The following is a 26,108-nucleotide window of genomic DNA, read 5'->3' as shown; positions in this document are numbered from 1 at the left end:
CAAGAATAAACAAGAGTAAAAAAATCTGGTGGAACTGGCCGAGATCCTAGCCACTCCAGCAGAGCTGAGCCAATGCCCGCTCACTGGGTTTATCCGCGCAGGGAGCAGCAGAGGCGGCCATCGGCACCTTAGGAAACAGAGGCAGGGATCCAGTTGACGGACAGCCCCCTTAGAAGGGGAGGGGATCCCTTTCAGCGTCGTCGAGCGCAGTGACGTAGCAACCAACTGGCGGCAGCCCGATCGCCCTCGTCCCAGGCCAATCGCTCCACGGCCACCATCACCATTGAGGTAATCACAGCCTCACTCAGGTGGCGGGAACGCAAGCGCTGCACGGCTGAGGTGGCGGCCTCTAGGTCGCGCCTACGAATTGCGCGGAGCAGCTCATCAGACATAGGCGAAGGCCAACGCGCCTCACTACCTTTCTTCCTGGTACCTTTCTACCGCAAGCGTCAGAAGCTTCCCTTTTCCTTCATTTTCTTGTCAGATAACGCAAAAGTTCGTCTTGCTCCCACAAAACGTCTCAAAAAACATCCTGAGGAATTGTTACACTTCCCAACAACAGGCTGGTATCAGTTTCGGCACAGGCCTTCCCGCTCCCTTCGACAAGGCCAACCAACCCAGATCTCAACCGACGGCCATGGCCGCAGGCGAGCGTGGGATCCCTTGCAGCAGCCGCTCCATCTCCGCTTGCAAATCTTGGGTTAGAGCTTGTACGGCCTGCCGGCGGTTGGCCTGATAGGCGGGCCAGCGCTCTGAAACCGAGAGGGGATCCCCGATGCTGAAACGGGCCAGCCGCGGCCCCAATCTGGGAGGGGCAGCGCCGACGGCGTTTTTGCCTTTGATCCAGACCAACAGGTTCCACAGCCGCAGGGCAGTTTCGGCCAGTTCCTCCAGGCCGGGCTGCTCCGGCAGGGGACGCACGGCAAACACCATCAGGGTCTCCACTAGGCGCATGTGCCAGAGGTGGAAGCTGGCCTCCGAGGCAACGCGATTGGCCAGCCCCTTCTCCAAAGCCGAAAGCGCAGCAATATCAGGGATATCTTCCCGGTAGATCCAGGCCCAGCCTGCCTGTTCGATGCGATGCCGCCGCTCGATCAAGTTCCCCTGGGGCTGCAGGCCAAAGTGCTGCTCGGCCACGCGCAGGGCCAGATCCGATAGGCTTTGCAGACGTGCCCACAGACCTTCTCCCTCTTTGAGGTTGACCCGAGCGGCAGAGGGCAGGGCGGGGGCGTAGAAGCGCTCGTAAAAATGCTCCATAACCTGAATCAAATGCTCGGCCAGGCGAAGCAAGCGGGCCATCAGAAACCCCTTGCCGACATGTGCCGAGCGCGTGGCCGGGAGCTTGCAATCGGCCTCCATACGGCGGAGCAACCTGTCCAGGGCCGCACTGGGATCCCTCAAATAGGAGTAGCGGAGGCCCACCGGCAAGATCAGCACCTCCTCCGGGCGCCCCGCCTTATGCAGATCCTCCACCGCCCAAAAACTCATTTGCGCCACCCCCGGCTCCAGCGGGTTGAGCAGCCCACTCATGCCGTTGATCGTCCCCTCTGGAGCCACCGCCAGTGGGTACTGGCCTGAGACCAACTGCTCGCGAGAGCTCTTCAGCCCTGCCCGATCCAGACGGCCCCGCAAAATCGGGATCCCGCCCAGCCGGGGAAGCCCCCAGCGGCCAATGAAGCCCAGCCATAGTGGCAGGCCGCGGTCGTAGACAAACAAAACGTGGGGCCGCTGCCGCAGGCGGATCCCCTGTTGTCGAGCCACCTGAGGCAGAAGATGGGAAAACAAGTACATCAGGCAGGGGGGATCGTCAAGGGTGGGGTGGCGAAAGGCTACCAACAGGCGAATCTTGCCTGCCTCGAATTGCTGATAAAGCTGAGCCAAACGCTCGCCCCCATCTACCTCAACGCGCGGGATCCCTTTGGCCCAGCGCAACCAGAAGGGCAAACCCGCCTGCGCCAAACGAACCACCCAAGGCGTCAATCGCGGCGGCAGAAATTTGAGAGGAGGTTGAACAGTCTGGTACATAGGGATCTTCAGATCTAGGGTTGGCAAGTCAATAAACCCACGCTTCGGATCCCATCTTATGGAGGGTTTGGAGGAGAGAAAGCCCTGCAGTGACAGTTTCTCAACTGGATTCCCTTGCCCAACTCCAGAAGAGGTTCAAGCTCCTGTTGTTTTTTTCCTGCGGCTCCGCGTCTTTTTGGGGGCAGCTTCTTCGTTCGAGGTTGAGTCCTCCATCACCTGGCCGTTGAGTACTTGCTTGAGGTGAATGTGCTTATAGCCCAACTGAATCTCAAACTCATCGCCGGGCTTGAGATTCATTTTTTCGGTGTAAGCGGACCCGATGATGATCTGACCATTCTTGTGAACGCTCACGCGAAAGGTTGGCTCGCGGCCGCGCTTGTCACGGCTGGAAGTTGGACTGAGGCTCAGACCTTTTGCCGCCAGCACCGCATCATAAAACTCATTTAAGTTGACGCGGAGCTTGTTGGTCTTGGTCATGGTTACGTAGCCACAGCGCTTTGCCGTCTCGCGGCGCGGAAGATGGCTCAACGCTTCTACCTTCTGCAGGAGAGCCTTCCCGGTTAAAGGTTGTGGTGGTATATCCAACATTTTCTGATGCCCTACAGTCCTCTCCAGGATCATAACCTCCTGGCGTACTTCTGCAACCAAAAGTTGGGGGCTCTTTTCGAGGTCACATTTTTCTCCTACTACTTGAAGTGGTTCTCTAAGGGAGAAAGGCTCTTCTCAATAGGCGTTCAATCGGTGTTCTTTCCGTGGTAAAAGGTGAGGGGGGCAGCAGGGACTCAAGTGCGGAGGGGGGCTGTAGCTTTTGTTTTGATGGCGACGAAGGCTGGAGAATCGGTATGGCTCTTCGGCGCCCTGGGTGCTTCGGCGGAGAGGCCAGAGGGATCCGCAGGATCGGGGGAAGAGACTTGCTTGAAGCAGTGGGCCAGGTCAGGATTGGCGATGATAAAGTCGCGCCAACCAGACTAGATCTGTTTCTCCAGTTTCCACCCCTCTGCCGTCCTAAACCCCCAAGACGGCTTCTCCAAACTTCAGCAAAAGGGGCTGTGATGTTGTGTTGCACAACGAGCCGGAAAAATAGCCAAAGCAAGCCTACGGCCCAATGCCATCACCCGCAGGGCCGGTAAGGGACTTCGGGCTTCTCAGCGGGAGCCGACGACGCCACGGGCGTTTGTCCCGCCGTTCGACGGGCGCGGGCGACGCAGGCCGCTAGCAGCCATTTCAAGACTGGCTGATGGCAGTAAGGGCTGGGGCAAAATGGGAGGGACAACTCAGCCGGATCCCAAGCGCTGGGCCACCTGGGAAGGAAGCTGGGCCAAAGGGATCCCTTCGAGGATCTCGGCTGCAAAAGCATAGGTGAGGAGTTGCCTGGCCTGGGCCTGGGGAATGCCGCGGCTTTGCAAATAGAAGATTTCTTCGGCCTCCAGTTGGCTGACGGTGGCCCCGTGGGCACATTTGACGTTGTCGGCAAAGATCTCCAACTGTGGCTGCGTATCCACCCGCGCCTTGGGGCTCAACAGCAGATTGCGGTTGGTCTGGGCGGCGTCTGTCAGTTGAGCTGCTTGGCTCACCAAAATGCGCCCGCTGAAGACCGCACGGGCCGCCTCGTCCACGATGCACTTGTGCAATTGGCGGCTGCTGCCGTGGGGCGCTTGATGCACCAGGCGGGAGTGGGTGTCGCTGTGCTGGGATCCCTTCAGCAGGGTCAGTCCCTGCAGGTGGGTGTAGGCCTGGGGTTCTACCTGGGCAAGCTCCAGGTTGTGGCGGGAAAATTGGGATCCCCACTGGATGGCCTGCAGCCGGTAGTGGCTGTGGCGGCCCTGGCGCACAGCAGTTTGGTTGATGTGAAAAGCCTGGGATCCCTGCCGCTGCAGGATCACATGGTGTAGACGGGATCCTTCAGCTAGGGCAATCTCGGTAACGGCGTTGCCAAAGGGGATCCCGGCCCCCCAGGAGAGGTGATCTTCAATCAGGGTGAGGGAGCTGTGGGCCTGCAAAGCCACCAGACAGCGGGGCTGGGCCAGAACGGCTTCTCTCTCTGGGGCCACCGTCACCCAGAGCAGGTGCAAGGGCGGCAAAACCTCCTGCTGGGGTGGCAGCTCAATCTGGATCCCATCGCCTAGATGGGCGGTGTTGAGGGCGCTGAAGACGTCGAGCTTGGCGATGGTTTGCAACCATCCAGGAGCCGACTGGCTTAGGGGAGCAATTCGCAGGGCTGAGGGTAGGCCGCTCAAGTCAGAAAGGTGGGGAGCAAAGTAGCCGTTGACGAACACCGCATAGCTGTGACGGCTCTCCGGCCACAGCCAGGGCTCCAGCACGGCCTTCTCTAGCGTTGCCTGTCCAGGGCCGGCCAGGCGAAAGGTGTGGACCACTAGCGGCGAGAGGTCGCTGTATTTCCAGTCTTCTTCGCGGGGGGTGGGGATCCCCAGTTCCGCCAGTTGGGCGCGGGCCTGCTGTCTCAGGGTGGTATGGGGATCTTCCACCTCTGGAATTTGGCGGAGGATGTGCTCCAGAAAGGGACGGCCAAAACCGCTGGCGTCGCTTTCTCGAACCGAGGACTTGGGCACCGCAGCGCTCATCCCACCTCCTCCTTGAGCCAGTCATAGCCCCGCTCTTCCAGCTCCAGCGCCAAGGTCTTATCGCCGCTGAGGAGAATGCGCCCCCCTTCCATCACATGCACATAGTCGGGGGTTACATACTCCAGCAGGCGCTGGTAGTGGGTAATGAGGAGTATGGCCTTCTCAGGGCCGGCCAGTTGGTTAATGCCCTGGGCAACGACGCGCAGCGCGTCGATATCCAGGCCAGAATCCGTCTCGTCTAAGATAGCCAGCGTCGGCTCCAGCACCGCCATCTGCAGGATCTCGTTGCGCTTTTTCTCGCCGCCAGAAAACCCTTCGTTGACGGAGCGCTCCAAAAAAGCGGGATCCATCCTGACAATACTCAGTTTTTCCCGCACCAAGTCGTCAAAATCGAGGGGATCCATTTCCGGCTGATCCCGATATTTCTGCCGGGCGTTGTAGGCGGCGCGCAAGAAGTCCAAGTTGCTCACCCCCGGAATCTCGATGGGGTATTGAAAGGCCAAGAAGATCCCGGCCCAGGCTCGCTCCTCCGGCTCCATTGCCAAGAGATCCTTGCCCAGATAGAGGATCTCGCCCCCTGTTACCCGGTAGTCGGGGTGGCCGGCCAAGATCTTGGAGAAGGTGCTCTTCCCGGAGCCATTGGGCCCCATGATGGCGTGGATCTCGCCGGCCCGGATTTCCAGGTTCACCCCTTTGAGGATAGGGGTACCGTCGATCTCAGCCGTGAGATCGCGGACAGATAAAATGACAGGGCTGTTTTCCCGGATCATGTCAGCAGTTCGTCTTGGGTCGAAGTATTGGCGGACAGACCTACCCCTTCAGCGCCGCCCCCAAGGTGGAGCTGCGCCAGGCTGCTCGGCAATTGGCAACGAGCATAGCCGCTCGCCAGGGATCTAGCCAACGGATCCCTCTAGCTTCAGGCTCAGCAGCCGATCCGCCTCGACGGCAAACTCCATTGGCAATTGGTTGAACACCTCTCGGCAGAAGCCGCTGATGATCATGGAGACAGCGTCTTCTACAGAAATGCCGCGCGACTGGAAGTAGAACAGTTGCTCTTCTCCGATTTTGGAAGTGGAAGCTTCGTGCTCTACTTTGGCAGTGTTGTTTTGCACTTCAATGTAGGGGAAGGTGTTGGCGCTGCACTGATCCCCAATCAACATGGAATCACACTGGGAAAAGTTGCGGGCGCCTTCTGCCTTGGGCCCAATTTTCACCAGGCCGCGATAGCTGTTTTTGGAATGCCCCGCCGAGATGCCTTTGGAGATAATTCTGCTGCGGGTGTTGCGGCCTATGTGGATCATCTTGGTGCCGGTATCGGCCTGCTGGTAGTGGTTGGTCAGGGCCACTGAGTAGAACTCGCCCACCGAGTTTTCCCCCACCAGCACGCAGCTCGGATATTTCCAGGTGATGGCCGAGCCGGTCTCCACCTGCGTCCAGGAGATCTTGGAGTTGGCCCCCTGACAGAGGCCGCGTTTGGTCACGAAGTTGTAGATGCCGCCCTTGCCGTTTTCGTCGCCGGCATACCAGTTCTGCACCGTCGAGTACTTGATCTCGGCATTGTCCAGGGCAATCAGCTCCACCACCGCCGCGTGCAGTTGGTTGGTGTCGAACATGGGGGCCGTGCAGCCTTCCAGGTAGCTGACGTAGGATCCCTCGTCAGCAATGATCAGGGTGCGCTCAAACTGGCCCGACTCGCCGTTGTTAATGCGGAAATAGGTGGACAGCTCCATCGGGCAGCGCACCCCTTTGGGCACATAGACAAAGGAGCCATCGCTAAACACTGCCGAGTTCAGCGCCGCGTAGTAGTTGTCGGCAATGGGTACCACCGTGCCCAGGTACTTGCGCACCAAGTCTGGGTACTCCCGTAGCGCCTCCGACATGGAGCAGAAAATGATCCCTTCCTTGGCCAGCTTTTCCCGGAAGGTGGTGGCCACCGAGACGCTGTCGAAAATGGCGTCCACCGCCACATTGGCCAGCCGCTTCTGCTCCGACAAAGGGATCCCCAGCTTCTCAAAGGTTTCCAGCAGCACGGGATCCACTTCGTCGAGGCTCTTTTTCTTCTCCTTTACCTTGGGAGCGGAGTAGTAAACGATGTTCTGGTAGTCGATGGGCGGGTAGGTCACATTCGGCCAGGTGGGCTCGCTCATCTTCAGCCACTGGCGGTAGGCCCGCAGCCGGAACTCCAGCATAAAGTCCGGCTCCCCCTTCTTGGCCCAGATTTGCCGAATGATGTCCTCATTTAAGCCTTTGCCGATGGACTCAGAGGCGATGTCGGTAACAAAGCCGTACTTGTAGGGCTGGCTAATTAGGGTGCGGACGCTCGTAGACATGGATGGCTCTCGGTTAGGGACAGGGGCAAAACAGATGGCCAATTAAAACAACATGGTTGTTGCTTAACTAATCCTCAGGTTACTTTAGCAATGATCCCCTTGTCAAAGTAGCGGTGCTGGCAGCGGCAGCCGAGTAAACCCAGTCTAACCAGGAGGGCGAGGGTGGAGAGCGCGCGCAAGATCACCGATCCGTTCACGCAACCCGTTTCCAGCAAGCAGGCTATCTTGATCTACCTACGCAAGACGGGGCAGGCGACCGCCCAGACTCTGGCAAAGCACTTGGGCATTTCTCCCCAGGCCATTCGCCGCCACCTCAAGGATCTGGAGGCAGAGGGGCTGATCCACCATGTCGCTCAAGCTAGCGGTTTGGGCCGCCCCCAGCACCTCTATCAGCTCAGCCCCCAAGGAGAAGCGCAATTCCCCACCGGCTACGACGAGTTTGCCCTCGGTCTGCTCAATACGCTGGCTGAAACCCTGGGATCCGAACAGATGGGATCCCTGCTCCAGCAGCAGTGGCAGCGCAAAGCCCAGGAGTACCAAGCCCAGATGGGCTCCGGATCCCTGGCCGAGCGGCTGGAGCGCCTGGTGCAGTTGCGCCAGGCAGAGGGCTACATGGCGGAGTACTACCCCTATCCCAACCACCTGGCTGCGCCGAGGACAGCAGAAGGCGCTGAGGAGTACGTCGAGCAATACGTATTGGTGGAGCACCACTGCGCCATCGCCCAGATTGCCCAGCGTTTTCCCAGCGTCTGCGGCCACGAGCTGGAGATGTTTGCCGCCGCCCTGCCCGATTGTCGGGTGGAGCGCCTCACCTGGCAGGTGGACGGAGAACACCAGTGCGGCTACTGGATTGCCAAGACGGGATCCCCCCCCTAGACCCAGCCACGATTAGCAGTTCGTCCTTTGCTGGGCCTACCTCAGGTGACGGCTTCGGAAGACGGGCAAGAGCAGCTATGGATGCATAAAAGTATAGCTATATGGTAGTATAAGCATGAACCAATCTGGATTTTTCCCATGTCAGAGCTGGAGAAGCCGCGCCAAGGGGTGGGGCGGGTTACCGCTTACTTTATCAACAACGCCCAGCTTACTTCCTTGATTATTGTGGGCCTGGCCATCTTTGGCCTGCTGGCGGCGACCTTGACCCCCAAGGAAGAAAACCCGCAAATTGTCGTCCCGGCAGCGGATGTAGTTTTGCGGTATCCGGGGGCCAGTGCCGAGGTTGTGGAGAAGACGCTGATTACCCCTGTGGAAGCGAAGCTGCGGGAGCTGACAGGGATCGACCACATCTACTCGGTGGCCCAGGCCTCTGGCGGCTTGATCACGGTGCAGTATGAGGTGGGGGAAAACTGGGAAGACAGCCTGTTCAAGCTGCAAAACCATCTGTTTAGCCACCCGGAGCTATTCCCCCCTGGCGCCAGCTATCAGGTGCAGCCGGTCATCATCGACGATGTCCCCATTGTTACCCTCACCTTGACGGGGGCCGACTACACCGACAATCAGCTACGGCGGGTGGGAGAGCGGCTGCTGGAGGATCTGCGCAGCCTTCCCAACACGGCCCACCTGACGCTGGTGGGGGGGCATCCCCGCACCATCCGGGTGGATTTGGATCCGGAGCGGCTGGCCAGCTATGGTCTTTCCCCGACCCAGGTGGCCCAGCGCATTGCCGCCGAAAACTTGCAACTGCCGGCGGGAGAAGTGGAGGTGGGATCCCAGCAGATCCGCCTGGAGGGGGGACAGCGGCTGGCTTCGGCTGAGGACGTGGCCGCCATTCAGATCAAGCCGGAGGTCTATCTCAGAGATGTAGCCAGCGTGCGGGATGAGTTTGCCGAGCGCACCTCCCTGACCCGCATCCACTTCCGCAGCGACGAGCCCATCACAGAGCCCTATCCGGATCCGCGCCGCCGCTCGACGGGAGAGTGGATCACCCAGCCGGCGGTCACCATCGGCATTGCCAAGAAGCCGGGAACCAACGCGGTCACCGTAGCCAAGGCCATTTTTCGGCGGCTGGAAGAGTTGCGGCCGCAGTTGCCTCCCGGGATCCAGGTTGCCGTCACCCGCAACGACGGGCGGACGGCCTCAAAAGCGGTTGGGAACCTCTACAACAGCCTCTTCCAGGCCATCGGCATTGTGGTCGGCCTGTTGTTGATCTTCCTGGGCTGGCGGGAGGCGGCCATTGTGGCTTTTGTAATCCCGTTAACTTTGGCCGGCACGCTGGGCGTGGGCTGGGTTGCCGGCCAAACCATTAACCGCATCACCCTCTTTGCCCTGATCCTGGCCCTGGGCACCTTGGTGGACGACGCCATCGCCGTTACGGAGAATATCCACCGTCGCTTTGAGCTGCGCCCCGGCATGAACTTTCGCGAGAAGGTGGAGGAGGCGATTGCCGCGGTGGAGGAATTGGGTGTGCCGGTTATTCTCTCCACCATCACGGTCATTTTGGCCTTCCTGCCCATGCGCTTTGTCACGGGGATGATGGGGCCCTACATGGGGCCGATCCCCTTTAATGTGCCGGTGGCGATGATCATCAGCACAACGCTGGCCCTGACGGTTACCCCCTTTCTGGCGGCCCGCTGGATTCGCCTCAAGCCCTCCACCGAGGCCTCTCCACCCCAGCTCGCTCTGGAAGAAACGCGCCTGTATCGGCTCTACCGCCGCCTGATGCAGCCGCTGCTGGAGTCGGCCTTCCGGCGGCGTCTGCTGATTGGGGTGGTCACTGGCCTGTTCTTGGCCAGCTTTCTCCTGCCCCTGACCCAGGTGGTAAAGTTTCGCATGCTGCCCAAGGCGGACAAGGACACCTTCCTAGTGCAGTTGGATATGCCGCGGGGGACGGAGCTGGCCGCTACCGACGCTGTAGCCCGCGAGCTGGAGGAGGTGCTCAAGCAGGATGCCGAGGTGTTTAGCTTTGAAACCTACGTCGGTACGGGGGCGCCGGTGGACTTCAACGGCCTGCTGCGGGGATCCTACCGCCGCGAGGGCGAGGATGTGGCCGACATCCGCGTCCACCTCAGCCAGCCGGAAGCCCGTCGGATCGACTCGGAAGGGATCGTGCTGCGCCTACGGCCTGCTATGCAAGAGGTGGCGGAGCGGCACAACGCCATCGTCAAGCTGGTGGAAGATCCACCTGGGCCGCCCGTGCGGTCTACCCTGCTGGCAGAAATCTATGGCCCCGACTACGCCCAACTGCGGCAGTTGGCCAAGCAGGTGCGCCAGGTGTTTGGCGAGACGGAGGGCGTGGTGGACATCGACGACTCGGTGAAAAACCCCATTCCCCAGTTGACCCTGAAGGTGGATCCGGAGCGGGCCAACCGCGTCGGCCTGACCACGGCGGAGGTCTCCCAGACCTTGAGCTTGGCCCTGCGGGGATCCACCGTCAGCATCCTGCAACTGCCCGGGGAGCTGACACCCGTGGGGATCCATGTCCGCCTCGAGCCGTCGGCCCGGCAAAGCCTGGAGGATCTCAACCGCATTCAACTGCCGACGCCGACGGGATCCCTGGTTCCCCTGTCGGAGCTGGTGGAGTGGGTGCCCACGGTGGCCGACGAGCCCATCTTCCATAAAGACCAGCGGCCCGTGGCCTACGTAATGGGCGAGATGGCCCGCCGCTCCTCGGTCTATGCAGTCTTGGATCAAATAGCCTATTTCTGGCGGCATCCCCTCCCCAAGGGCTTTTGGATCCAGTGGGATGGGGAATGGAAGCTGACCCTGGACGTGTTCCGGGATCTGGGCCTCGCGATGTTGGTAGCCATTTTGTTGATTTACCTCATCCTGGTGGGCCAGTTCCGCAGCTTCAAGGTTCCGCTGATCATCTTGGGCAGCATTCCCCTGGCCCTCATCGGCATCCTGGTGGGTTTTAGCCTCAACGGAGTGTACTTCAGCGCCACGGCCATGATTGGGGTGATCGCCTTGGCGGGGATCGTGGTGCGCAACGCCATCGTCTTGCTGGAGTTTATCGCCGATCAGCGGGCCCAGGGGGTCAGCCTGGAAAAAGCCATTGTGGCAGCCGGGGCCGTTCGCTTTCGTCCGATTTTGCTGACCAGCATCACCACCATGCTGGGCACGGTGCCCATCTTGTCCGACCCGGTGTGGTCGGGCTTGGCCTGGACGCTGTTGACGGGGATGTTGACCTCTTCCGCCTTGACCTTGGTGGTCATTCCCATCTGGTTCTACGGGGAGCAAATCCGCCTTGCCAAAGCCAAGCCGGCTCTGGAGCACCAGCCATCCCACCCGTAGAGAAACTTTTTGACATCCACCCTTCGAGAAGGAGACAAGACGATGTGGACATACCTGAGAAGATGGCTCTTGCTGGCGGTGGCCTTGGGCAGCTTGGGCTGGGGCGCTGCCGCCGCCCTGGCCCAGCCGGATCCCGCCCAACTGGCCAAAGCGGTGGAGTCCGTAGAATACCTGGATCAACTGCGGCGGGGCCTGGCGGCCAGCTTGGCCGGATCCCCGCCTGCGGCGGTGGATGCCGAGACCTTCAAACAGGTTTGTCGCCCCGTGGCGGTGCAGGCACAGGCCCTGGCCCAGGAGAATGGCTGGCAAGTTAAGCAAATTGCCCAAAAGTACCGTAACCCGGAGCACGCCCCCGACAATCTACACGCCACGATGGCCCTGGCCCGTTTCCAGCGGGATCCGGAGCTCATTGGCTTTTGGGAGCGGGAAGTGCTGGCTGGCCAGAGGGGCATTCGCTACTACCGCCGCATCAACGTCGAGGCTAGCTGCCTGGCCTGTCATGGGCCCAAGGACTCGCGACCGGCCTTCATTGTCAGCAAGTACCCCCAAGACCGGGCCTACGACTTCAAGGTGGGAGACCTGCGGGGCATGTACGCCGTGTTCATTCCCGAAGCAGAGGAACCTGCTCGATAACCCCTTGTCCCCAGGCAAGGAGGAGAACCAAATCTTCTCTCCACTTTTTATCGACATATTTTATCGACATATGGTTATATAGTTTGTCAAAATAACAATAGGAGAGGGTTACCAAGGAGTTGATTTCTATGGACGCTGCCTTGGTTCCGTTTGAAGAGCCGCCGCTGTCGCGGCGCCGTTTTCTCAACTTCCTGACCGGCTCGGCGCTGGCGGCGGTGGCGGGTTCGGTGCTCTACCCGCTGGGCCGCTATCTCATCCCGCCGGCGGAGGGATCCGCCAATGGATCGGCCCTGGCCAAAGACAAGCTGGGGAACCCGATCCCGGCGGAGCAGATCTTGGCAGAGCCGCCTGGGACGCGGGCGCTGGTGGCGGGTCTGGCGGGGGAGCCCACCTACCTCACCGTTAGGGAGGGGGGGAAGCTGGACGAGCAAGGGCTGGTGAACAACTGTACCCACCTGGGCTGCACCTTCCCATGGAACCCGCTGGCCGAAGAGTTCCAGTGTCCTTGTCACGGATCCCGCTATGCGGCTGATGGCTCGGTGATTCGAGGGCCGGCAGCGCTGCCTCTGAAACTGGTGCGGGTGGAGGTGCGGGAGGGGTGGATCTGGCTCTCTCCCTGGTTGGATGTCGATCCGCGAACGGGGAGTCTGCCCTGGTGGGTGTGAAGGAGGGCGCTCTTGGGATCGGCTTCTGGCCGCAGGTTTTTTTCATCAAGTTCAGAAAAGAGGGGGAGCAGTTTTGATGGCTCGCGTCGTCGTCATTGGGGCTGGGCTGGGAGGGCTGCCTACTGCCTACGAGCTGCGGCATCTTTTGCCGCAGGGATCCCACCAGGTAACTGTAGTCAGCAATACTCCAAAGTTTACGTTTACCCCTTCTCTGCCGTGGGTGGCGCTGGGCCTGAAGCGGCTGGCGGACATTCAGGTGGAGCTGCCGCAGCGGCTGGAGAGGAAGGGGATTGAATTTATCCAGGGCACGGTAACCGACTTGCAGCCGCCAAAGCGCACCCTGCGGGTTAACGGGGAGCCTCTGGCCTACGACTACTTGGTGGTGGCCACGGGAGCGGAGTTGGCCTTGGACGCCATCCCAGGTCTGGGGCCGGAACAGGGGTTTACCCAGTCGGTGTGCACGCCGCACCATGCTTTGCTAGCTCAGAAGGCGTGGGCAGAGTTTCTCCGCCAGCCGGGGCCGCTGGTGGTGGGAGCGGTGCCGGGGGCCAGTTGTTTTGGGCCGGCCTATGAGTTTGTCTTGCTGGCCGAGGGGCAGTTGCGAAAAAGAGGGCTGCGGGAGCAGGTGCCCATCACCTTCATCACGCCGGAGCCCTATGCTGGCCATTTCGGGATTGGCGGCATGGCGGGGGCCGAGGAGCTGGTGAAACGGCTGCTGGCCCAGCGGCAGATCCGGGTTTTGGCCAATACTGCCATTGCCCGTGTCGAAGAGGGGGAAATCGTGCTGGCAGAAGGGGAGCGGATCCCTTTTGCCTACGCCATGCTGCTGCCGCCCTTCCGGGGAGCCCAGTTCCTGCGGGAAGTCCCCGGCCTGACGGACGCCCGCGGTTTCCTGCCGGTAACTTCCACCTACCAGCATCCCGACTTCGATAGCTTCTATGCGGTGGGCGTGGTGACCCAGCTAGCCCCTTCCGAGACAACCCCTTTGCCGGTGGGAGTGCCCAAAACCGGCCAGATGACCGAGGCGATGGGGATGGCGGTGGCGCACAATATCGCCCTGCGCCTGGGAGCCCTGCGGGGGGAACCCGTGAGCCCGACGCTGGAAGCCATCTGCTTTGCCGACTTCGGCGATACGGGCATTCTCTTTTTGGCGGATCCTGTCTTGCCGGTGCTGGGGCGCCGCCGCCGCGCCCTGGCCGTACAAGGGCCATGGGTCAGTTGGCTCAAGTCCGCCTTTGAGCACTATTTCCTGGCCAAGATGCGCTGGGGGTGGGCGGTGCCTTGGTTTGAGCGCCTCAGTTTGCAGGGGGTGGGGCTCTCTCTGATAGAGCCCATCTCCAAGCCATTGGGAGATTTGGTCTCCCCTTAGAAAAGTTCCGATTTTCTCGTCACGCTCAAGTTACGCCGGACACTTGCGCTATGAAAACTCAAGTCGGCAGGTTGCAACAACAAACGTTTTCCGGCTGGAGCTGGGGCCACCTGGGCTGGGCGCTGCTCTTCCTCTCGCTAGGGGGGCTGGGCGGCTGGCTGCTGGGATCCCAAGGCCGGCCCGGCCAAGGGGGGGCAGCTTTGGAGGTTGCCGGTCGCGTCGGCGGGACAGGGTCCCTGGAAGCCACCGAGGCCGCCCCACTGACCACGCTGGAGGTCAAGCCACGGGAAATCAGCCAAGAGCGGATCCTGGTGGGCAGCCTAGAGGCCGTGGAGCGCACCCCCCTCAGCAGCCGCATCGTGGGCCGAGTCGTGGAGCTGCCGGTTCAGGAGGGGCAGCGGGTGGCGGCTGGATCCCTGATTGCCCGCCTGGATATCAGCGATGTGCAAGCCGCCCAGCAACAGGCCCAAGCCCAGCGGCAACAGGCTGAGGCGCAACTGCAGCAGGCCCAAGCAGGCCTTCTGGCCGCCCAGGCGGGGGTGAGGGGAGCGGAAGAAGCCTTGCGCCAGGTGCAAGCCCAGAAGCAGCAGGCGGAAGCGGAGCTGCAGGAGGCCCGTTTGCACCAAGAGCGGATGCAGAAGCTGCACGCCGAAGGAGCCGTGGCCCAAGCCCAGGTGGATCAGGCCAATACGCGGGTAGCCGTGCTCCTGGGCCGCCTGGCCCAGCTCGAGGCCGGGATCCAGCAGGCCGAACAGGGATTGACCCAAGCACGGGCCCAGCTTGCCCAGGCGGAAAGCCGGATCCCTGAGGTGCAGGCAGCCATGGCCCAGGCCCAGGCAGGGGTGGCGCAAACCCAAGCCAACCTTGCCTACGGAACCCTGGTTGCCCCCTTTGCCGGCGTCGTCACCCGCAAGTATGTGGAGGTAGGGGCTTTGGCGGGGCCGGGCCAGCCGATTGTGGAGCTAGAAAGCAGCGAGCGGCTGCGGTTTTCCGTGGCCTTGCCCGAATCCCTGGCCGGCCAAATCCGGGTGGGACAAGCGGTGCCCATCAGCATCGACAGCCTCAACCAAACCGTGGAGGGAACCATCCGCCAAATCATCCCCAGCGCCGACCCCAGCTCAAGAACGGTGGAGGTGAAGGTGGAGATTCCCCCGCTCCCCGGAGCAATGCCGGGCATGCTGGGCCGTCTGAAGTTGGCAGGAGAAACCCGCCAAGCCCTGCTCCTGCCCCAAGCAAGCCTGGTAGAACAGTTCGGCCTTACGGGCGTGTACCGGCTGGTGGACGGCAAGCCGCTGTTTACGCCCGTGGTGGTGGGATCCCGCTATGGGGATCAGGTGGAGATCCACAGTGGGCTACAGCCTGGAGACGAGGTAATCCAGGAAGCGGCTGCCGTCCGGGCTAGATCCTTCTGAAAACTGTTTCCTAGGACAGAAGCCCAGAGTTCTGCTGACTTTCTTGATTTCCACCGGGCTTGCGGGGCTTTCGCCGCTGCGACCTTGTCGGGCTGAGGCAGCGGAAAGAAGTCCCTCACCGCCCTGAAGCTTTTCTCCTCGCCCCGCTTGCAACAGCGTCGCAGAGTGATGGCTACGGAGCGGGCAAGCTTCTTGATCTGGGTGGGAGAAAACCGTCCTCTGGGCTGCGCCTGGGAACCCTGGGAGCGACCCAGAACCTGAACCCGTCTTGGTAAATCCAGTTTCTTTTTGGGTATACTTCCGCTATACTCATCTCGTACAGATTCCGAGTTCCTTCCCCTGAAGATGACCTGGCGCGCTCCCTTTTTTGGCTACTTTAGCTTTCCCTGGCAACGACCAGGGCGGAAGGGTGACGCGTAAACCATAGAGCCTAGTTTACCCGAGTCAGTCCTGAAGCCCTGAGCCCAGTGCCAGGGCTTTTTTGATGGCTCGATGCTCCATTCCCTCACTTCCCATCCCTTGCACACAATCTTGCCCACGATGAAGGACAGTTCTATGCCCCCCCAAACCGACAACTGCAACATCCAAGAGGTGACTCCCTTGATTGCCCCTGCTGCTGTCAAGGCCAAGCTGCCGCTGACGGAAACGGCAGCCCAAGTGGTGCTCTCCACGCGGCAAGCCATCCGCGACATCATCCACGGGCGGGATCTCCATCGCTTGGTGGTGATTGTCGGCCCCTGTTCCATCCACGATCCCGAAGCGGCCTTGGAGTATGCCCACCGCCTCAAGCGGGTGGCCGATCGAACCCGCGAGCACCTGGTGATTGTGATGCGCACCTATTTTGAGAAGCCGCGCACCACAGTGGGCTGGAAGGGCCTCATTAATGATCCCCACCTGGACGGCTCCTGCGATATTGCCACTGGCTTGCAACTGGCCCGTTCCATCCTATTGCAGATCAACGAGCTGGGCTTGCCCTGTGCCACAGAAATGTTGGATCCGGTAACTCCCCAATACACCGCAGACCTGGTGAGCTGGGCGGCCATCGGCGCCCGAACCATCGAAAGCCAGACCCACCGGGAAATGGCCAGTGGCCTCTCTATGCCCGTGGGCTTCAAAAATGGCACCGACGGGCGGCTGGAAATTGCCCTCAACGCCATTCTCTCCGCCAGTCACCCCCACAGTTTTCTGGGCATCGGCCAAGACGGCATGACGGCTCTGGTGAAAACCACCGGCAACCCAGACCGGCACATTGTGTTGCGCGGCGGCGGCGGCAAGACCAACTACGGCCCGGAAGATGTGGCGCGGGCGGCGCTGCTGATGAAGGATCAAGGGATCCCGCGCTCGGTGATGGTGGACTGCTCCCACGACAACTCCCACAAAGACTACCGCCAGCAGGGAGCCGTCTGTCGGGCAGTGCTGCGGCAGTACCAAGCAGGGCAGCGGGCCTTGATGGGGCTGATGCTGGAGAGCAACCTCAACCCAGGCAAGCAAACCTGGCAGGAAGGGGCACCACTCAAGTACGGCGTTTCCATCACCGACGGCTGCATCGGCTGGGAGGAGACCGAGGATCTGTTGCAGGAGATGGCAGCAGTCGTAGCAGGGAAAACCTTGGCTTTGAATCACTGAAAAAGCCCTGCAAGACCCAAGCAAGGCAATAAAGTTGTGCTCGGCAGCAGTGCAACTCCCCTCTCCCTCTGGGAGAGGGGCTGGGGGTGAGGGCTGGCTCCCTCTGGGAGAGGGGCTGGGGGTGGTCGCGTGAGCGGCGCGGAGCGCTTGGGCTGACTCCCTCTGGGAGAGGGGCCGGGGATAAGGACAACTGCTGCCAGAGCATCAGACGGGATCTAGGAGTTAGCAGAAAGGGGTACGCTGGCAAGGCTAAGATCCGATTGACCCAGTTCCGTTCCCTGCTCCCGCAGCGGGCGGGATGGGTCAACTTGGAAGCTGTTGATCCCTGCAACCTCTTCTGACCCTGTGCCGACGCTACAACTGGCCTCGCCAACTTCCGCGGCCTGGATCGAGCAGGCCATTCGCCACCTCGACCTGATTTTGCTAGATCACGCCAACTGCGAGAAGAAAGCAGCGGGCAATGCCCTCAGTTTGCTGTTTCGCTACCCGGCCAACGGGCGGCTGGTGGAAGCCCTTTCACCACTGGCGCGGGAGGAGCTGCAGCACTTTGAGCGGGTTCACCGGCACCTGCAACGGCTGGGGATCCCGATCAAGCCCCTCTCGGCTGCTCCCTATGCCAGCCGCCTCAACCAGCACCTACGCCGCTCCGAGCCGGAGCATCTCTTGGATGCACTGCTAGTGGCCGCCATCATCGAGGCCCGCAGCCACGAACGCCTAGGCCTGCTGGGGATCCACGTCCCCGACCCGGAGCTGCGGCAGTTTTACCTCTGGCTGGCGGCGGCTGAAGAGCGGCACTGGCAGTTGTATTTGGATCTGGCGCTAGAACAGTTCCCCGCCGAGCCGGTGCAGGAGCGGCTGGACGCTTTGCTGCAGGTGGAAGCCGAGATCCTCTCCACCCTTCACCCCGAGCCTCGTGTCCACAGCTAACCTCTCCCCTTCCCATGCAACCCCATGTTCCAGGCAACGCGGCGGTGGCTGGCCCTCTGGTACACGGTGGTAACGGGGGTGTTTTTGTTGCTGTTTGCCGGCAGCTTCTACTGGTATGTGCAGTCAACCCTGATTGAGCGGGTGGACGACACGCTGGGCCATGTGGTGGAAATTGTCGAGCGCTCCCTGGTGGTGGACGAGAGCCTCTTGAACCCGCAGCAGGTCCGCCACAGCTTGGAAGCCAGCTTTCGGGATGATCCCAGCACCCTAGCAGACGACCACATCGACCTGGAGTGGTTTGATCCCCAGGGATCCCTCATCTGGTCCACCGTGCCCGGCGGCATCCCTGCCCCCCTGCTGACGGAGGGATCCCTGCACACCGCCCGCATCGCGCCTGGGTATTGGCTGCGCCAGTTCACCGAGCCGATCCTGGCCAGTGGGAAGCTGCTGGGGTATTTGCGGGTCAGCCACCCCTGGTTTGAGGTGAGCAAGCCGACACGCCAGCTCATTCGGGATCTCAGCCTCTGGGTAGCGGCCAGTTTGGCCTGTGTAGGAGGAATCGGCTGGCTGCTCTCCGGTTTGGCCATGCAGCCCATCCGCCAGTCTTACCAGCAGCTCAAGCAATTTACCGCCGATGCCTCCCACGAGCTGCGCAGCCCCTTGGCCAGCATCCAGACCACGGTACAGGTGGCTTTGGCAGACTCCCAATTGGATGCCGACACCCGCCAGCGCTGGCAGATGGTGGAGCGGCTGTGCCTGCGGCTGGGCCGGCTGGTGGACGACCTGCTGTTTCTGGCCCGCCACGACAGCGGCATGGTGCCTTTCCAGCCCCGCTGCTGTGCCCTGGATGCTCTGCTGCTGCAGGTGGTGGAAGAGTTGCAGGGCTTGGCCAACCAAAAAGGGATCCGTCTAAAGCTGGATATGGCCGCCCCCCCAGAGGAGACGGGAGGGGATCCCTTTGCCTTTTGGGGAGATGAAGAGCAACTGGCCCGCCTGTTCACCAACCTAATCGAAAACGCCCTTCTCCACACCCCCCCCGGCGGCGAGGTGCAGGTGCGGCTAAAACAGCGGCTGCGCTCCGGATCCCCAGAACTGGTGCTGCAGGTGCAAGATACCGGGCCGGGGATCCCACCCCAGGCACTGCCCCACCTGTTCGACCGTTTCTACCGGGTGGATCCGGCCCGCAGCGGGGATCCCAATCGGCGGTCGGGCTCAGGTTTGGGGCTGGCCATTGTCAAAAGCATTACCGAGCAGCACCGGGGACAGGTGCGGGTTGAGAGCAAGGTGGGGCAGGGATCCACCTTTGAGGTGATTTTGCCCCAGCGACGATTGGAAACTTGCACTCCAGAAACTGTCTAAAGGTGCTCTAGAAAACAGACAATCCTTGGGCAGTATGTTAAATTCAGGCTAAAGTTCAGTCTACTCTTTACTGCAAACATCCTGGCTTAATAGCCTTACTTTTGAGCCGAGGCTCTTTTTCTGACTTTCCGTCATTTTCTGTTTCCGGATTTCAGAATTTCTCTTTAAAAGCAAAGTCAGGACTAAGACAGATGAGGCGGAACTGGATCCCAGCCTCTGCTTTCTCTTGCAAGTTGCCGGCAGGGTAGTAAGCCGACTGCTTGAGTATGTCTGTTTACCGGCAAGTCCGGAGAAGTTCCTCTCCCCCTCCTCCAAAAACTTCCAAAAAAATGTATCGTTTCCAAGTTCGCGCCACCACTCAGCCCGGTGATCGAATTGCCCTGGTGGGATCCAGCCCTCGGTTGGGCGCCTGGGATCCGAGCCGCTGTGTTTGGCTGCAGACGGATCCCGCTTGTTATCCGCTCTGGTGGGTGGAGTTGCCATTAGGCCTGGCAGATGGCACTTCTGGCCCCCTATCCTCCGGGGAGTGGCCTCAAGAGACCCCTCGAGTGGAGTACCGATATCTGCGCGTTCAGGCCGATGGCGAAGTTATTTGGGAAGCTGCCGATAGGAATCGCTGGGTGCCGCTTGAGCCTCAGCCTTTGCCATCAGTTTTGATCGTGGAAGATGGCGAGTTTGGCCGGATCCCTTCCTGTCCTTACGGCTATTTTGCCACCCCTATTCTTGAGCCTGAGCCTGAAGATTTGCCGGGACTGAAGATAGTTGTTTTGGGTAGCTCCGTTGCCCTGGGGTGCAGCGCCTGGCTATTGCGAGGTTGGGCCTGGCTGTTGCAGAAAGCCTTGCGGGAGCGCTACGGCCATCGGGTGCGTAATCTCTCGGAATTGGGGGCTACGGTCAGCCGAACGCTGGCACGGTTTGATCAAGTTGTCGTTCCCGAACAACCGGACGTGGTAATTGTGGCCTTGTCGTTGGGAAATGAGGGCTTGGCCACGGCTCTGCCGGAGCATCGACGTGCCGTCCAAAGGCGGTTTGAAAACGGCCTGCGACGCCTGATTGAGAAGATTCAAAATATAGGCGCTTTGCCCATCTTGGCAGGGGTCTATCCTCACGGCGACTATGGTCCAGAACAGCATCTGCTTCTGCAGGAAACTCAGCAAAAGATGCTCGGTTGGGGATGCCCTGTGTTCAATTGGCTGCCCATCCTAGACGATGGCCAGGGCCGCTGGAAACCAGACCTTGCTTTTGACCCCGCTCACCCCAATTCCAGGGGACATCAGGTCATGTTTGAGACCATCGATCTCTCGCTCTTCGAGCCCGGCCAAGTTCTGTCGGCTCGTGGAAAGCTGGCTCAATCCACTGCAGAACGAATCATTTTTGAAGACGGCAATGGCTTTTGGGTAGCTGCAGAAATAGGCAGAGATCAATTTCGCATCGTGAATATAACCCCCTACCCTTATACCCTTGCGCCGACTTGGCAATCTTTGCAGACTGCTTTCCAAAAATCACGCCTGCAGCCGGGACTGTATATTGGCAGAAGCGATGCAAGGATAGGAGACAAGACCCTACATTTACTTTCCATACAAGAGGACAGTTCGGTTCAAACCACCCTCTCCATTCCTGCAGATGCCGACCTCATCTTCTCCCCAATAGCTCAGTTCTTTTCCGCAGAAGCAGTAGAAACGATCTTCGAGGATGGATCCCTGATCCTGCTCAAGCTCAGTGGATCTTCAAAAGGCTCTTCTGATCCCAGGCCTCGCCTGTGCGTGATCAATCGGAGCAATCACGAGTACAACATCCACCCCATGTGGAAGGAAGTGCGGGCTGCCCTCAGAGCTCTGCCACCAGGGGTTTATGAGGATCCCCTCTATCGCGATGCTCCTTTCCGCACGTTGATGATTGGAGAAGGGGGGTTAGAAAGCCGGGTCAAGGCCGCTCCCAACTCGGTCATGCTATTGGAATACACATGCGCCTTATCTGATATTCATCGCGTTGCTGTTGTTCCCCTGGGGGATCGCTGTGCAGTGCGAATGCTGCTCTACAAGTTGGAATACGACGGGCCTGCATTTCCTTTTGATTTGACCCGCACCAGCAACCTAGCGGATGTGGCCGATATGATCCACCACGATTTTCAGGGCATGTGGGATCCCCAATACTTGCGCTACAGCCCTGCAGATCGCCGCATTTATCACAGCAAGTGGACAGGCCTATCTTTTGGCCATGAGCTGGAAGAAGGGGAAGATCCCTTGTGGGACATGAGCCCCATCTACGAGCGGATGCGAACCCGCTACACAGCCCGTGCCAAGCGTTTTCTACATGTTTTGGAAAAGGCAGACAAGATCTTGTTTGTTCGCACAGGCGGCTGTCAGCGGGGCGCAGTGATCGACTTGATGGATAAATTGTCGGCCAAGCGCAAGGGCAAACCCTTTCTGCTCCTCATCATTTCCCCCCAGTCTTCGGATGAGTTTGCCGGGATCCCCAATGTCATCCACTGCGATATGGAGTTCAACCCCGACCGCATGTGTGCGGATCCCCAGCATTGGCAGTACTGCACAGGGATCATGAGGGAGATCCTCCATTCTCTGGGAGTTTCCAGCCGCAATCTTTTCTGGTGTCCTCCCCAGCCATCTTAATTGTCTGAGATTCTAACCTAGAACGCGAAGCTGCCGGTAGGGGCCTGCTCCGCCTTACCTCAGTGGCGTTTGCTTCGCCTAAAAAGAGCATCAGCCCAGAGGATGAGCCTTGCTTGTAGGTTTAGCCAAATCTCATCGTTCATTTGCAATAAAAATATGACATACAAGCACAATATCAACAAAACGCACAAGTTCCCTAACCATTTGTAGGTCTGGATAATTTGGTCGGCACTCCAGCCAAAATCATCAACCAAGCGGTTCATATCCCCACCAGCATCCCCTTGGCCACCCAGCAGAGTTCCCCACGGAATTGAAGCTAGCCCTTTTTGAATTCTATGCCATTGCCAAAAGCTTCTCCAGAGGCTGCTGGCTGCAACTCCCAGAACGACGAATCGCCAAAAGTCCCACCGCCAGCGGTCTGGCAAGCGAAGATAAAAGCAGGCTATTAAGAAGGTGCTGATGTAAAACTCACCGCCTACACCGCCAAAGGTAATGAGCATTTCTTTGGTGCGATTGGGCATGAGCCAGGTCATATAAAACTGCAGCAGAGCAAGAACAATAGCCAATGGCTGCAGCCATCGGATCCGCTCCTCGCGAGCCGACTTGAAGAGCAAAGCCAATAAAAAGAGGATCCCAAAGTACACAAAGGGATCCCTTTGGGAACTGATGCTGGTCCAGCCAAACGGTAAGGGCAAAGCGCGATGCCCACTCCACCAGGCAATTGTGGCATGGCCCAGCTCGTGAATCCAAATGTGCCAAGGGAGATGTAGCACCTGCAATAGCGCAATGTTGTTTACCAGCAGGGCCACCACCACTGCAGCCGGATAGGTCCAGAGGTTGACTGTCCAGCTATCAAAAGAAAAGCGATCCCAACGCGGCTGGGATCCTAGGCGCAGGCTGTGCTGCCAAAGCAACTGGGAGCCGCGGAAAGCGCGGATTTCCAATTGCTCGAGGCGTGGAATCCGCAGTTGCTTCACCATTAAAAACAGTTGAGCCGCAACCCCTGGCGGCGAGAGGCCTTGGGGCAGGGATCCCAGCAGGTGGATGTGCAGGGTGTTGTCAGCAAAATGTACTTGCGCAGGCCAGCCCCGTCGCAGCAGCTCCAGCCGAACAACTCGCACAATTGCTTGGCCGTTCCCAGCGCGGGCCAGGGCGAGGGGATCGGGGAAGGCGGGCATTGCCAGTTACTTCCCAGAGCAAGGCGGCGGCAGGACGAGGATCCTTACCCATTATCCCCAGCCTGGCAAGCACCGGCGAAATTGCGCTCCTTCTCGGGTCGCTGCTGGGGGAGGTTGGTATAGTTGAGGGCAGCAGGTGTGCTGGAGTGGATGGAGGATCATGCGGGAATTGGGCAAGCTGGGGAGAAGACGGGATCCCAAACCGTCTAGGCAGAGCGCCCTGTGGGGAGCGACGCTGCTACTGGGTTTAGCCGGGGCAGGTTTGTTTTCCCCCTTGCCTGTTCAAGCGCAGCCAACCCCTGTTCCTGGTCTGTCTCGCATTGACCGTTGGCACTACGACCCACAGCGGGGGTGGCTAGAGGTCAACACCGAGGGAGAGGTGCGGCCTTTTGTGTTTGTGCTGCAAAACCCTCCTAGGGTAGTGCTGGATTTTCCCAACACCCTTTTTGGACGGGAGCCCCAAACCCAGACCTTTCCAGGACGGGTTACCTCGTTGGAGATCAGGCAGCTCACCCCAACCATCACTCGCTTTGTGCTGCACCTGCAGCCGGATCAGCCCCTTAGCCTCGACCAACTGCAACTGCTCACTGCCAGCCCCTCCCGCTGGGCTGTCCAATTCCTTCAGGCTGGCCAACCCTCGCCCACCGCACCGCTTTTTCCCTCGGCGCCTGGCCCCAGGGATCCCATCTCACCGTCCCCACCGCTGCCCCGCCGCCCCGATGCCGGGCTACCTCCCCCACCTGCCCGTTCCGGCCATCAGATCTTGGCCATCTCCCCTCAGGCGGAAGGCTTCTTCATCCGCACCCAGGGCAGCCCTTCCACCACGGTGCGGCGCATCCTGGATCCGGATCGGGTGGTGGTGGATTTTCTCAACACCACCCTTAGCCCTGCCCTCACCCAGCGGATCTATACTGTCAACCGCCTGGGGGTTTTGCGGCTGCGGGTGGGGCAATTCGAGCCCACCATTGCCCGCGTGGTGTTGGATGTGGATCCTTCCAGTGGGGATTGGGAGGCCCGCTACGACCCGCAGCAGGGAGGAATCTGGATCCAGCCTGCTGGCGGTGCTGCCCAGGCCAGCCTTCTGCCTGATGTCAGCCCAACCGAGGCCCAAGGGCCGCTGGCTACCTTACGCTCTGTGGAGCTGCGGGGGAATCAGCTCATCATTAGCGCCGATGGGTTCATGTTCTACCGGGCCGGCTGGGATCCCGAAAGCGGTGGCTACCGCATCAATGTGGCCCCGGCACGCCTGCCCGAGTCCTTGCCGGATCCCGGCTTGCCGGTCGGGGGACCGGTGCAGCGGATCCGCTTTGTGCAGGAAGATGCCCGCACGGTCAGCATTCTGGTGCAACCTGCCGAAGAGTTCAATGTCTTTGAGCCCAACCCTGGCCAGGGATCCCGACGCATTACCCTGGAGCTGCGGCCTCTCAACGCACCGCCGCCCACCCCTCAGCCGCCGGCGCCTGCCCAAGCTTCCCCTCCTCCCCCCCTGGGCCGGACGGTCATCGCCATCGATCCGGGACACGGCGGACGGGATCCCGGTGCCATCGGGGTAGGTGGGATCCAGGAAAAAGACATTGTGCTCTCCGTTTCCCACCAGGTTCGGCAATTGTTGCAGGAGCGGGGGTATACGGTGGTGATGACGCGCACCGATGACCGCGAGGTGTTGCTGCAGCCGCGGGTGGATAGGGCCGTGCAGGCCAACGCCACTCTGCTGGTGAGCATCCACGCCAATGCTCTGGAGCGCTCCAGTGTTCACGGCATCGAGACCTATTACCTGCGGCCCGACAGCGCCGAGCTGGCCACCATCCTGCACCGCAGCCTGGTGCAAGCCACCGGTGCTGCAGATCGGGGGGTGAGGCGGGCCCGCTTTTTTGTGGTGCGGGAAACGCCCGTGGGCATGCCCTCAGTGCTGCTGGAGCTGGGGTATGTTACCAACCCCACTGAGGGGCGGAAACTGGCTGCCCCCGAATACCAGGCCATCTTGGCGCGGGCCATTGCCGATGGCATCGAGACCTTCTTGCGCAAGCGCTAGAAAGGGCAGGAAAGGGGGCGCCGCGCCCAGGCTAGGATACAGCAGCTTCAGCCAAGGTGTTGAGGAGAAGGGAGCATGCGTTGGGAGTGGGGCTCAGATCCGGATCCCAGTTGGCCAATTGGGGTGTTTGACAGTGGCTTGGGCGGGTTGACGGTTTGGCGGGCCTTGCGCCGTCGCTTGCCCCAGGAACGCCTTCTCTACTTTGCCGACACGGCCCGGCTGCCCTACGGGGATCGTTCCCCGGAGGAGATCTTGACCTTTGTGCGGCAGATCCTCCGCTGGATGCAGGCGCAGCCGGTGAAAGTGGTGGTGATGGCCTGCAACACCAGCTCGGCGCTGGCTTTGGAGCAAGTGCAGCGGGAGTTTGCCCTGCCCATCCTTGGCCTCATCCTGCCCGGCGCCCAGGCAGCCTTGGCCCAGGGATCCCGCATTGGGGTCATTGCCACGGCGGCCACGGTCAAAAGCCGCGCCTACTCCAAGGCTATTCAAGAGTACAGCGCCCTGGATCCCAAGCGCTCTCCCCAGACTGTCCAGTGCTGGGAGCAGGCCTGCCCGGAGTTCGTCCCCCTCATCGAAGCCGGCCAGTCGGACGGCCCCGAGCTGCGCCAAGCCGCCGAACGCTACTTGCAGCCGCTCCTGCAGCGGGGGATCGACACCCTTGTCTACGGCTGCACCCACTACCCACTGCTGGATCCTCTCCTGAAGTCCTTGCTGCCCTCTTCGGTCAGACGGGTGGATCCCGGCGTGGCACTGGTGGGATCCCTGGCCCGCGAACTCAGCCTCTGGGGCCTGCGCCGACCCTCAACTGTGCCCCAGGCAGAACCTCACCGCTTCTACGTGAGTGGGGATCCGGAGCGGTTTGCCCAGTTGGCCAGCCCTTGGTTGGGCTTTCGGCCACAGGTGGAACGGGTGGAATGGCCGGCCTTGGATGTCAACAACTCCCGCCGGCCCTGAGCGAGCCCTGAGATCCCAGTCCAACTGGAACTTCAACACAAGCCCACGGCCTATTTATGCCATCGGATCACTTGGGTCAAGGGGTTGGGGCTGAGAAGATTTGGCATACACCCACTCGAGGTAGAACACCCCATGTCGGGGTAGGATTCTGAGTTC

Annotated in this window: 19 protein-coding genes; 12 read left to right on the top strand and 7 right to left on the bottom strand. The window is 60.5% G+C overall.

Going from position 1 to position 26,108, the window contains the following annotated elements:
• Positions 1–191 precede the first annotated feature (191 nt).
• From NW841_RS03380 to sufB, 6 genes are all read right to left on the bottom strand, one after another.
• Positions 192–392, bottom strand: coding sequence for a hypothetical protein (locus tag NW841_RS03380; RefSeq protein WP_414364011.1), 201 nt, complete (start codon positions 390–392; stop codon positions 192–194).
• Positions 393–624: 232 nt separating this feature from the next.
• Complete coding sequence (locus NW841_RS03375; RefSeq protein WP_414364010.1) at positions 625–2,025, bottom strand: 1-acyl-sn-glycerol-3-phosphate acyltransferase; 1,401 nt, start codon at positions 2,023–2,025, stop codon at positions 625–627.
• A gap of 135 nt (positions 2,026–2,160) precedes the next feature.
• Positions 2,161–2,613, bottom strand: coding sequence for an AbrB family transcriptional regulator (locus tag NW841_RS03370; protein WP_414364014.1), 453 nt, complete (start codon positions 2,611–2,613; stop codon positions 2,161–2,163).
• Positions 2,614–3,299: 686 nt separating this feature from the next.
• Entirely contained in the window at positions 3,300–4,607 is a 1,308-nt protein-coding gene (gene sufD, locus NW841_RS03365; protein ID WP_414385358.1) for a Fe-S cluster assembly protein SufD, read from the bottom strand.
• Positions 4,604–5,377: a Fe-S cluster assembly ATPase SufC gene (sufC, locus tag NW841_RS03360; RefSeq protein ID WP_414385357.1), complete on the bottom strand. Its 774-nt coding sequence runs from the start codon at positions 5,375–5,377 to the stop codon at positions 4,604–4,606. The genes sufD and sufC overlap by 4 nt, the downstream gene beginning before the upstream one ends.
• Before the next feature lie 123 nt (positions 5,378–5,500).
• Positions 5,501–6,937, bottom strand: coding sequence for a Fe-S cluster assembly protein SufB (gene sufB / locus NW841_RS03355; RefSeq protein ID WP_414372335.1), 1,437 nt, complete (start codon positions 6,935–6,937; stop codon positions 5,501–5,503).
• 162 nt (positions 6,938–7,099) lie between these two features.
• Between sufB and sufR the strand changes: the two genes are divergently transcribed.
• From sufR to NW841_RS03305, 10 genes are all read left to right on the top strand, one after another.
• The gene (gene sufR / locus NW841_RS03350) at positions 7,100–7,813 is read left to right on the top strand and encodes an iron-sulfur cluster biosynthesis transcriptional regulator SufR (RefSeq protein ID WP_414385356.1); all 714 of its coding nucleotides are present in this window, start codon (positions 7,100–7,102) and stop codon (positions 7,811–7,813) included.
• A 138-nt stretch (positions 7,814–7,951) separates the two neighbouring features.
• Entirely contained in the window at positions 7,952–11,167 is a 3,216-nt protein-coding gene (locus tag NW841_RS03345) for an efflux RND transporter permease subunit (RefSeq protein WP_414385353.1), read from the top strand.
• 42 nt (positions 11,168–11,209) lie between these two features.
• Positions 11,210–11,800, top strand: coding sequence for a DUF3365 domain-containing protein (locus NW841_RS03340; protein WP_414385351.1), 591 nt, complete (start codon positions 11,210–11,212; stop codon positions 11,798–11,800).
• A gap of 128 nt (positions 11,801–11,928) precedes the next feature.
• On the top strand, positions 11,929–12,465 hold the full coding sequence (gene petC, locus NW841_RS03335; protein WP_414359196.1) for a cytochrome b6-f complex iron-sulfur subunit: 537 nt from the start codon (positions 11,929–11,931) through the stop codon (positions 12,463–12,465).
• Positions 12,466–12,541: 76 nt separating this feature from the next.
• A complete protein-coding gene (locus tag NW841_RS03330; RefSeq protein WP_414364003.1) occupies positions 12,542–13,834 on the top strand; it encodes an NAD(P)/FAD-dependent oxidoreductase in 1,293 nt (430 codons plus the stop codon).
• A 50-nt stretch (positions 13,835–13,884) separates the two neighbouring features.
• Positions 13,885–15,246 (top strand): efflux RND transporter periplasmic adaptor subunit, encoded by a 1,362-nt coding sequence (locus NW841_RS03325; RefSeq protein ID WP_414368569.1) that lies wholly within the window; start codon positions 13,885–13,887, stop codon positions 15,244–15,246.
• A 555-nt stretch (positions 15,247–15,801) separates the two neighbouring features.
• Positions 15,802–16,872 carry a 3-deoxy-7-phosphoheptulonate synthase gene (locus NW841_RS03320; RefSeq protein ID WP_414336186.1) on the top strand — a complete coding sequence of 357 codons (1,071 nt, stop codon included), beginning with the start codon at positions 15,802–15,804 and terminating at the stop codon, positions 16,870–16,872.
• A gap of 321 nt (positions 16,873–17,193) precedes the next feature.
• Entirely contained in the window at positions 17,194–17,799 is a 606-nt protein-coding gene (locus NW841_RS03315) for a tRNA-(ms[2]io[6]A)-hydroxylase (RefSeq protein WP_414377769.1), read from the top strand.
• A gap of 24 nt (positions 17,800–17,823) precedes the next feature.
• Positions 17,824–19,158 (top strand): sensor histidine kinase, encoded by a 1,335-nt coding sequence (locus NW841_RS03310; protein ID WP_414385349.1) that lies wholly within the window; start codon positions 17,824–17,826, stop codon positions 19,156–19,158.
• Between the two features lie 329 nt (positions 19,159–19,487).
• Positions 19,488–21,788 (top strand): DUF1796 family putative cysteine peptidase, encoded by a 2,301-nt coding sequence (locus tag NW841_RS03305; RefSeq protein ID WP_414385347.1) that lies wholly within the window; start codon positions 19,488–19,490, stop codon positions 21,786–21,788.
• A 59-nt stretch (positions 21,789–21,847) separates the two neighbouring features.
• On the opposite strand, the gene NW841_RS03300 is transcribed toward NW841_RS03305, so the two are convergent.
• Positions 21,848–22,966, bottom strand: coding sequence for a hypothetical protein (locus NW841_RS03300; RefSeq protein ID WP_414385344.1), 1,119 nt, complete (start codon positions 22,964–22,966; stop codon positions 21,848–21,850).
• A 160-nt stretch (positions 22,967–23,126) separates the two neighbouring features.
• On the opposite strand from NW841_RS03300, the gene NW841_RS03295 reads away from it, so the two are divergent.
• Together NW841_RS03295 and murI are read left to right on the top strand one after the other, a co-directional pair.
• On the top strand, positions 23,127–24,998 hold the full coding sequence (locus NW841_RS03295) for an N-acetylmuramoyl-L-alanine amidase (RefSeq protein WP_414385342.1): 1,872 nt from the start codon (positions 23,127–23,129) through the stop codon (positions 24,996–24,998).
• Positions 24,999–25,073: 75 nt separating this feature from the next.
• Positions 25,074–25,952: a glutamate racemase gene (murI, locus tag NW841_RS03290; RefSeq protein ID WP_414377734.1), complete on the top strand. Its 879-nt coding sequence runs from the start codon at positions 25,074–25,076 to the stop codon at positions 25,950–25,952.
• Positions 25,953–26,108: the final 156 nt, after the last annotated feature.

Origin of the sequence: Synechococcus sp. H60.3 (genome assembly GCF_047462295.1) — a bacterium.
Taxonomy (GTDB): Bacteria; Cyanobacteriota; Cyanobacteriia; order Thermostichales; family Thermostichaceae; genus Thermostichus.
The sequence above is the reverse complement of the archived record's forward strand: the minus strand, read 5'-3'. Positions and strand labels throughout refer to the sequence as shown.

What these genes read in the sequence shown, in the direction of transcription:
- NW841_RS03375 (WP_414364010.1), bottom strand. Translation starts at nt 2,025, where the DNA reads ATGTACCAGACTGTTCAACCTCCTCTCAAATTTCTGCCGCCGCGATTG.
- NW841_RS03370 (WP_414364014.1), bottom strand. Translation starts at nt 2,613, where the DNA reads ATGTTGGATATACCACCACAACCTTTAACCGGGAAGGCTCTCCTGCAG.
- NW841_RS03340 (WP_414385351.1), top strand. Translation starts at nt 11,210, where the DNA reads ATGTGGACATACCTGAGAAGATGGCTCTTGCTGGCGGTGGCCTTGGGC.
- NW841_RS03345 (WP_414385353.1), top strand. Translation starts at nt 7,952, where the DNA reads ATGTCAGAGCTGGAGAAGCCGCGCCAAGGGGTGGGGCGGGTTACCGCT.
- NW841_RS03330 (WP_414364003.1), top strand. Translation starts at nt 12,542, where the DNA reads ATGGCTCGCGTCGTCGTCATTGGGGCTGGGCTGGGAGGGCTGCCTACT.
- NW841_RS03300 (WP_414385344.1), bottom strand. Translation starts at nt 22,966, where the DNA reads ATGCCCGCCTTCCCCGATCCCCTCGCCCTGGCCCGCGCTGGGAACGGC.
- sufC (WP_414385357.1), bottom strand. Translation starts at nt 5,377, where the DNA reads ATGATCCGGGAAAACAGCCCTGTCATTTTATCTGTCCGCGATCTCACG.
- NW841_RS03310 (WP_414385349.1), top strand. Translation starts at nt 17,824, where the DNA reads ATGTTCCAGGCAACGCGGCGGTGGCTGGCCCTCTGGTACACGGTGGTA.
- petC (WP_414359196.1), top strand. Translation starts at nt 11,929, where the DNA reads ATGGACGCTGCCTTGGTTCCGTTTGAAGAGCCGCCGCTGTCGCGGCGC.
- NW841_RS03305 (WP_414385347.1), top strand. Translation starts at nt 19,488, where the DNA reads ATGTATCGTTTCCAAGTTCGCGCCACCACTCAGCCCGGTGATCGAATT.
- NW841_RS03295 (WP_414385342.1), top strand. Translation starts at nt 23,127, where the DNA reads ATGCGGGAATTGGGCAAGCTGGGGAGAAGACGGGATCCCAAACCGTCT.
- NW841_RS03320 (WP_414336186.1), top strand. Translation starts at nt 15,802, where the DNA reads ATGCCCCCCCAAACCGACAACTGCAACATCCAAGAGGTGACTCCCTTG.
- murI (WP_414377734.1), top strand. Translation starts at nt 25,074, where the DNA reads ATGCGTTGGGAGTGGGGCTCAGATCCGGATCCCAGTTGGCCAATTGGG.
- sufD (WP_414385358.1), bottom strand. Translation starts at nt 4,607, where the DNA reads ATGAGCGCTGCGGTGCCCAAGTCCTCGGTTCGAGAAAGCGACGCCAGC.
- NW841_RS03325 (WP_414368569.1), top strand. Translation starts at nt 13,885, where the DNA reads ATGAAAACTCAAGTCGGCAGGTTGCAACAACAAACGTTTTCCGGCTGG.
- sufB (WP_414372335.1), bottom strand. Translation starts at nt 6,937, where the DNA reads ATGTCTACGAGCGTCCGCACCCTAATTAGCCAGCCCTACAAGTACGGC.
- NW841_RS03380 (WP_414364011.1), bottom strand. Translation starts at nt 392, where the DNA reads ATGTCTGATGAGCTGCTCCGCGCAATTCGTAGGCGCGACCTAGAGGCC.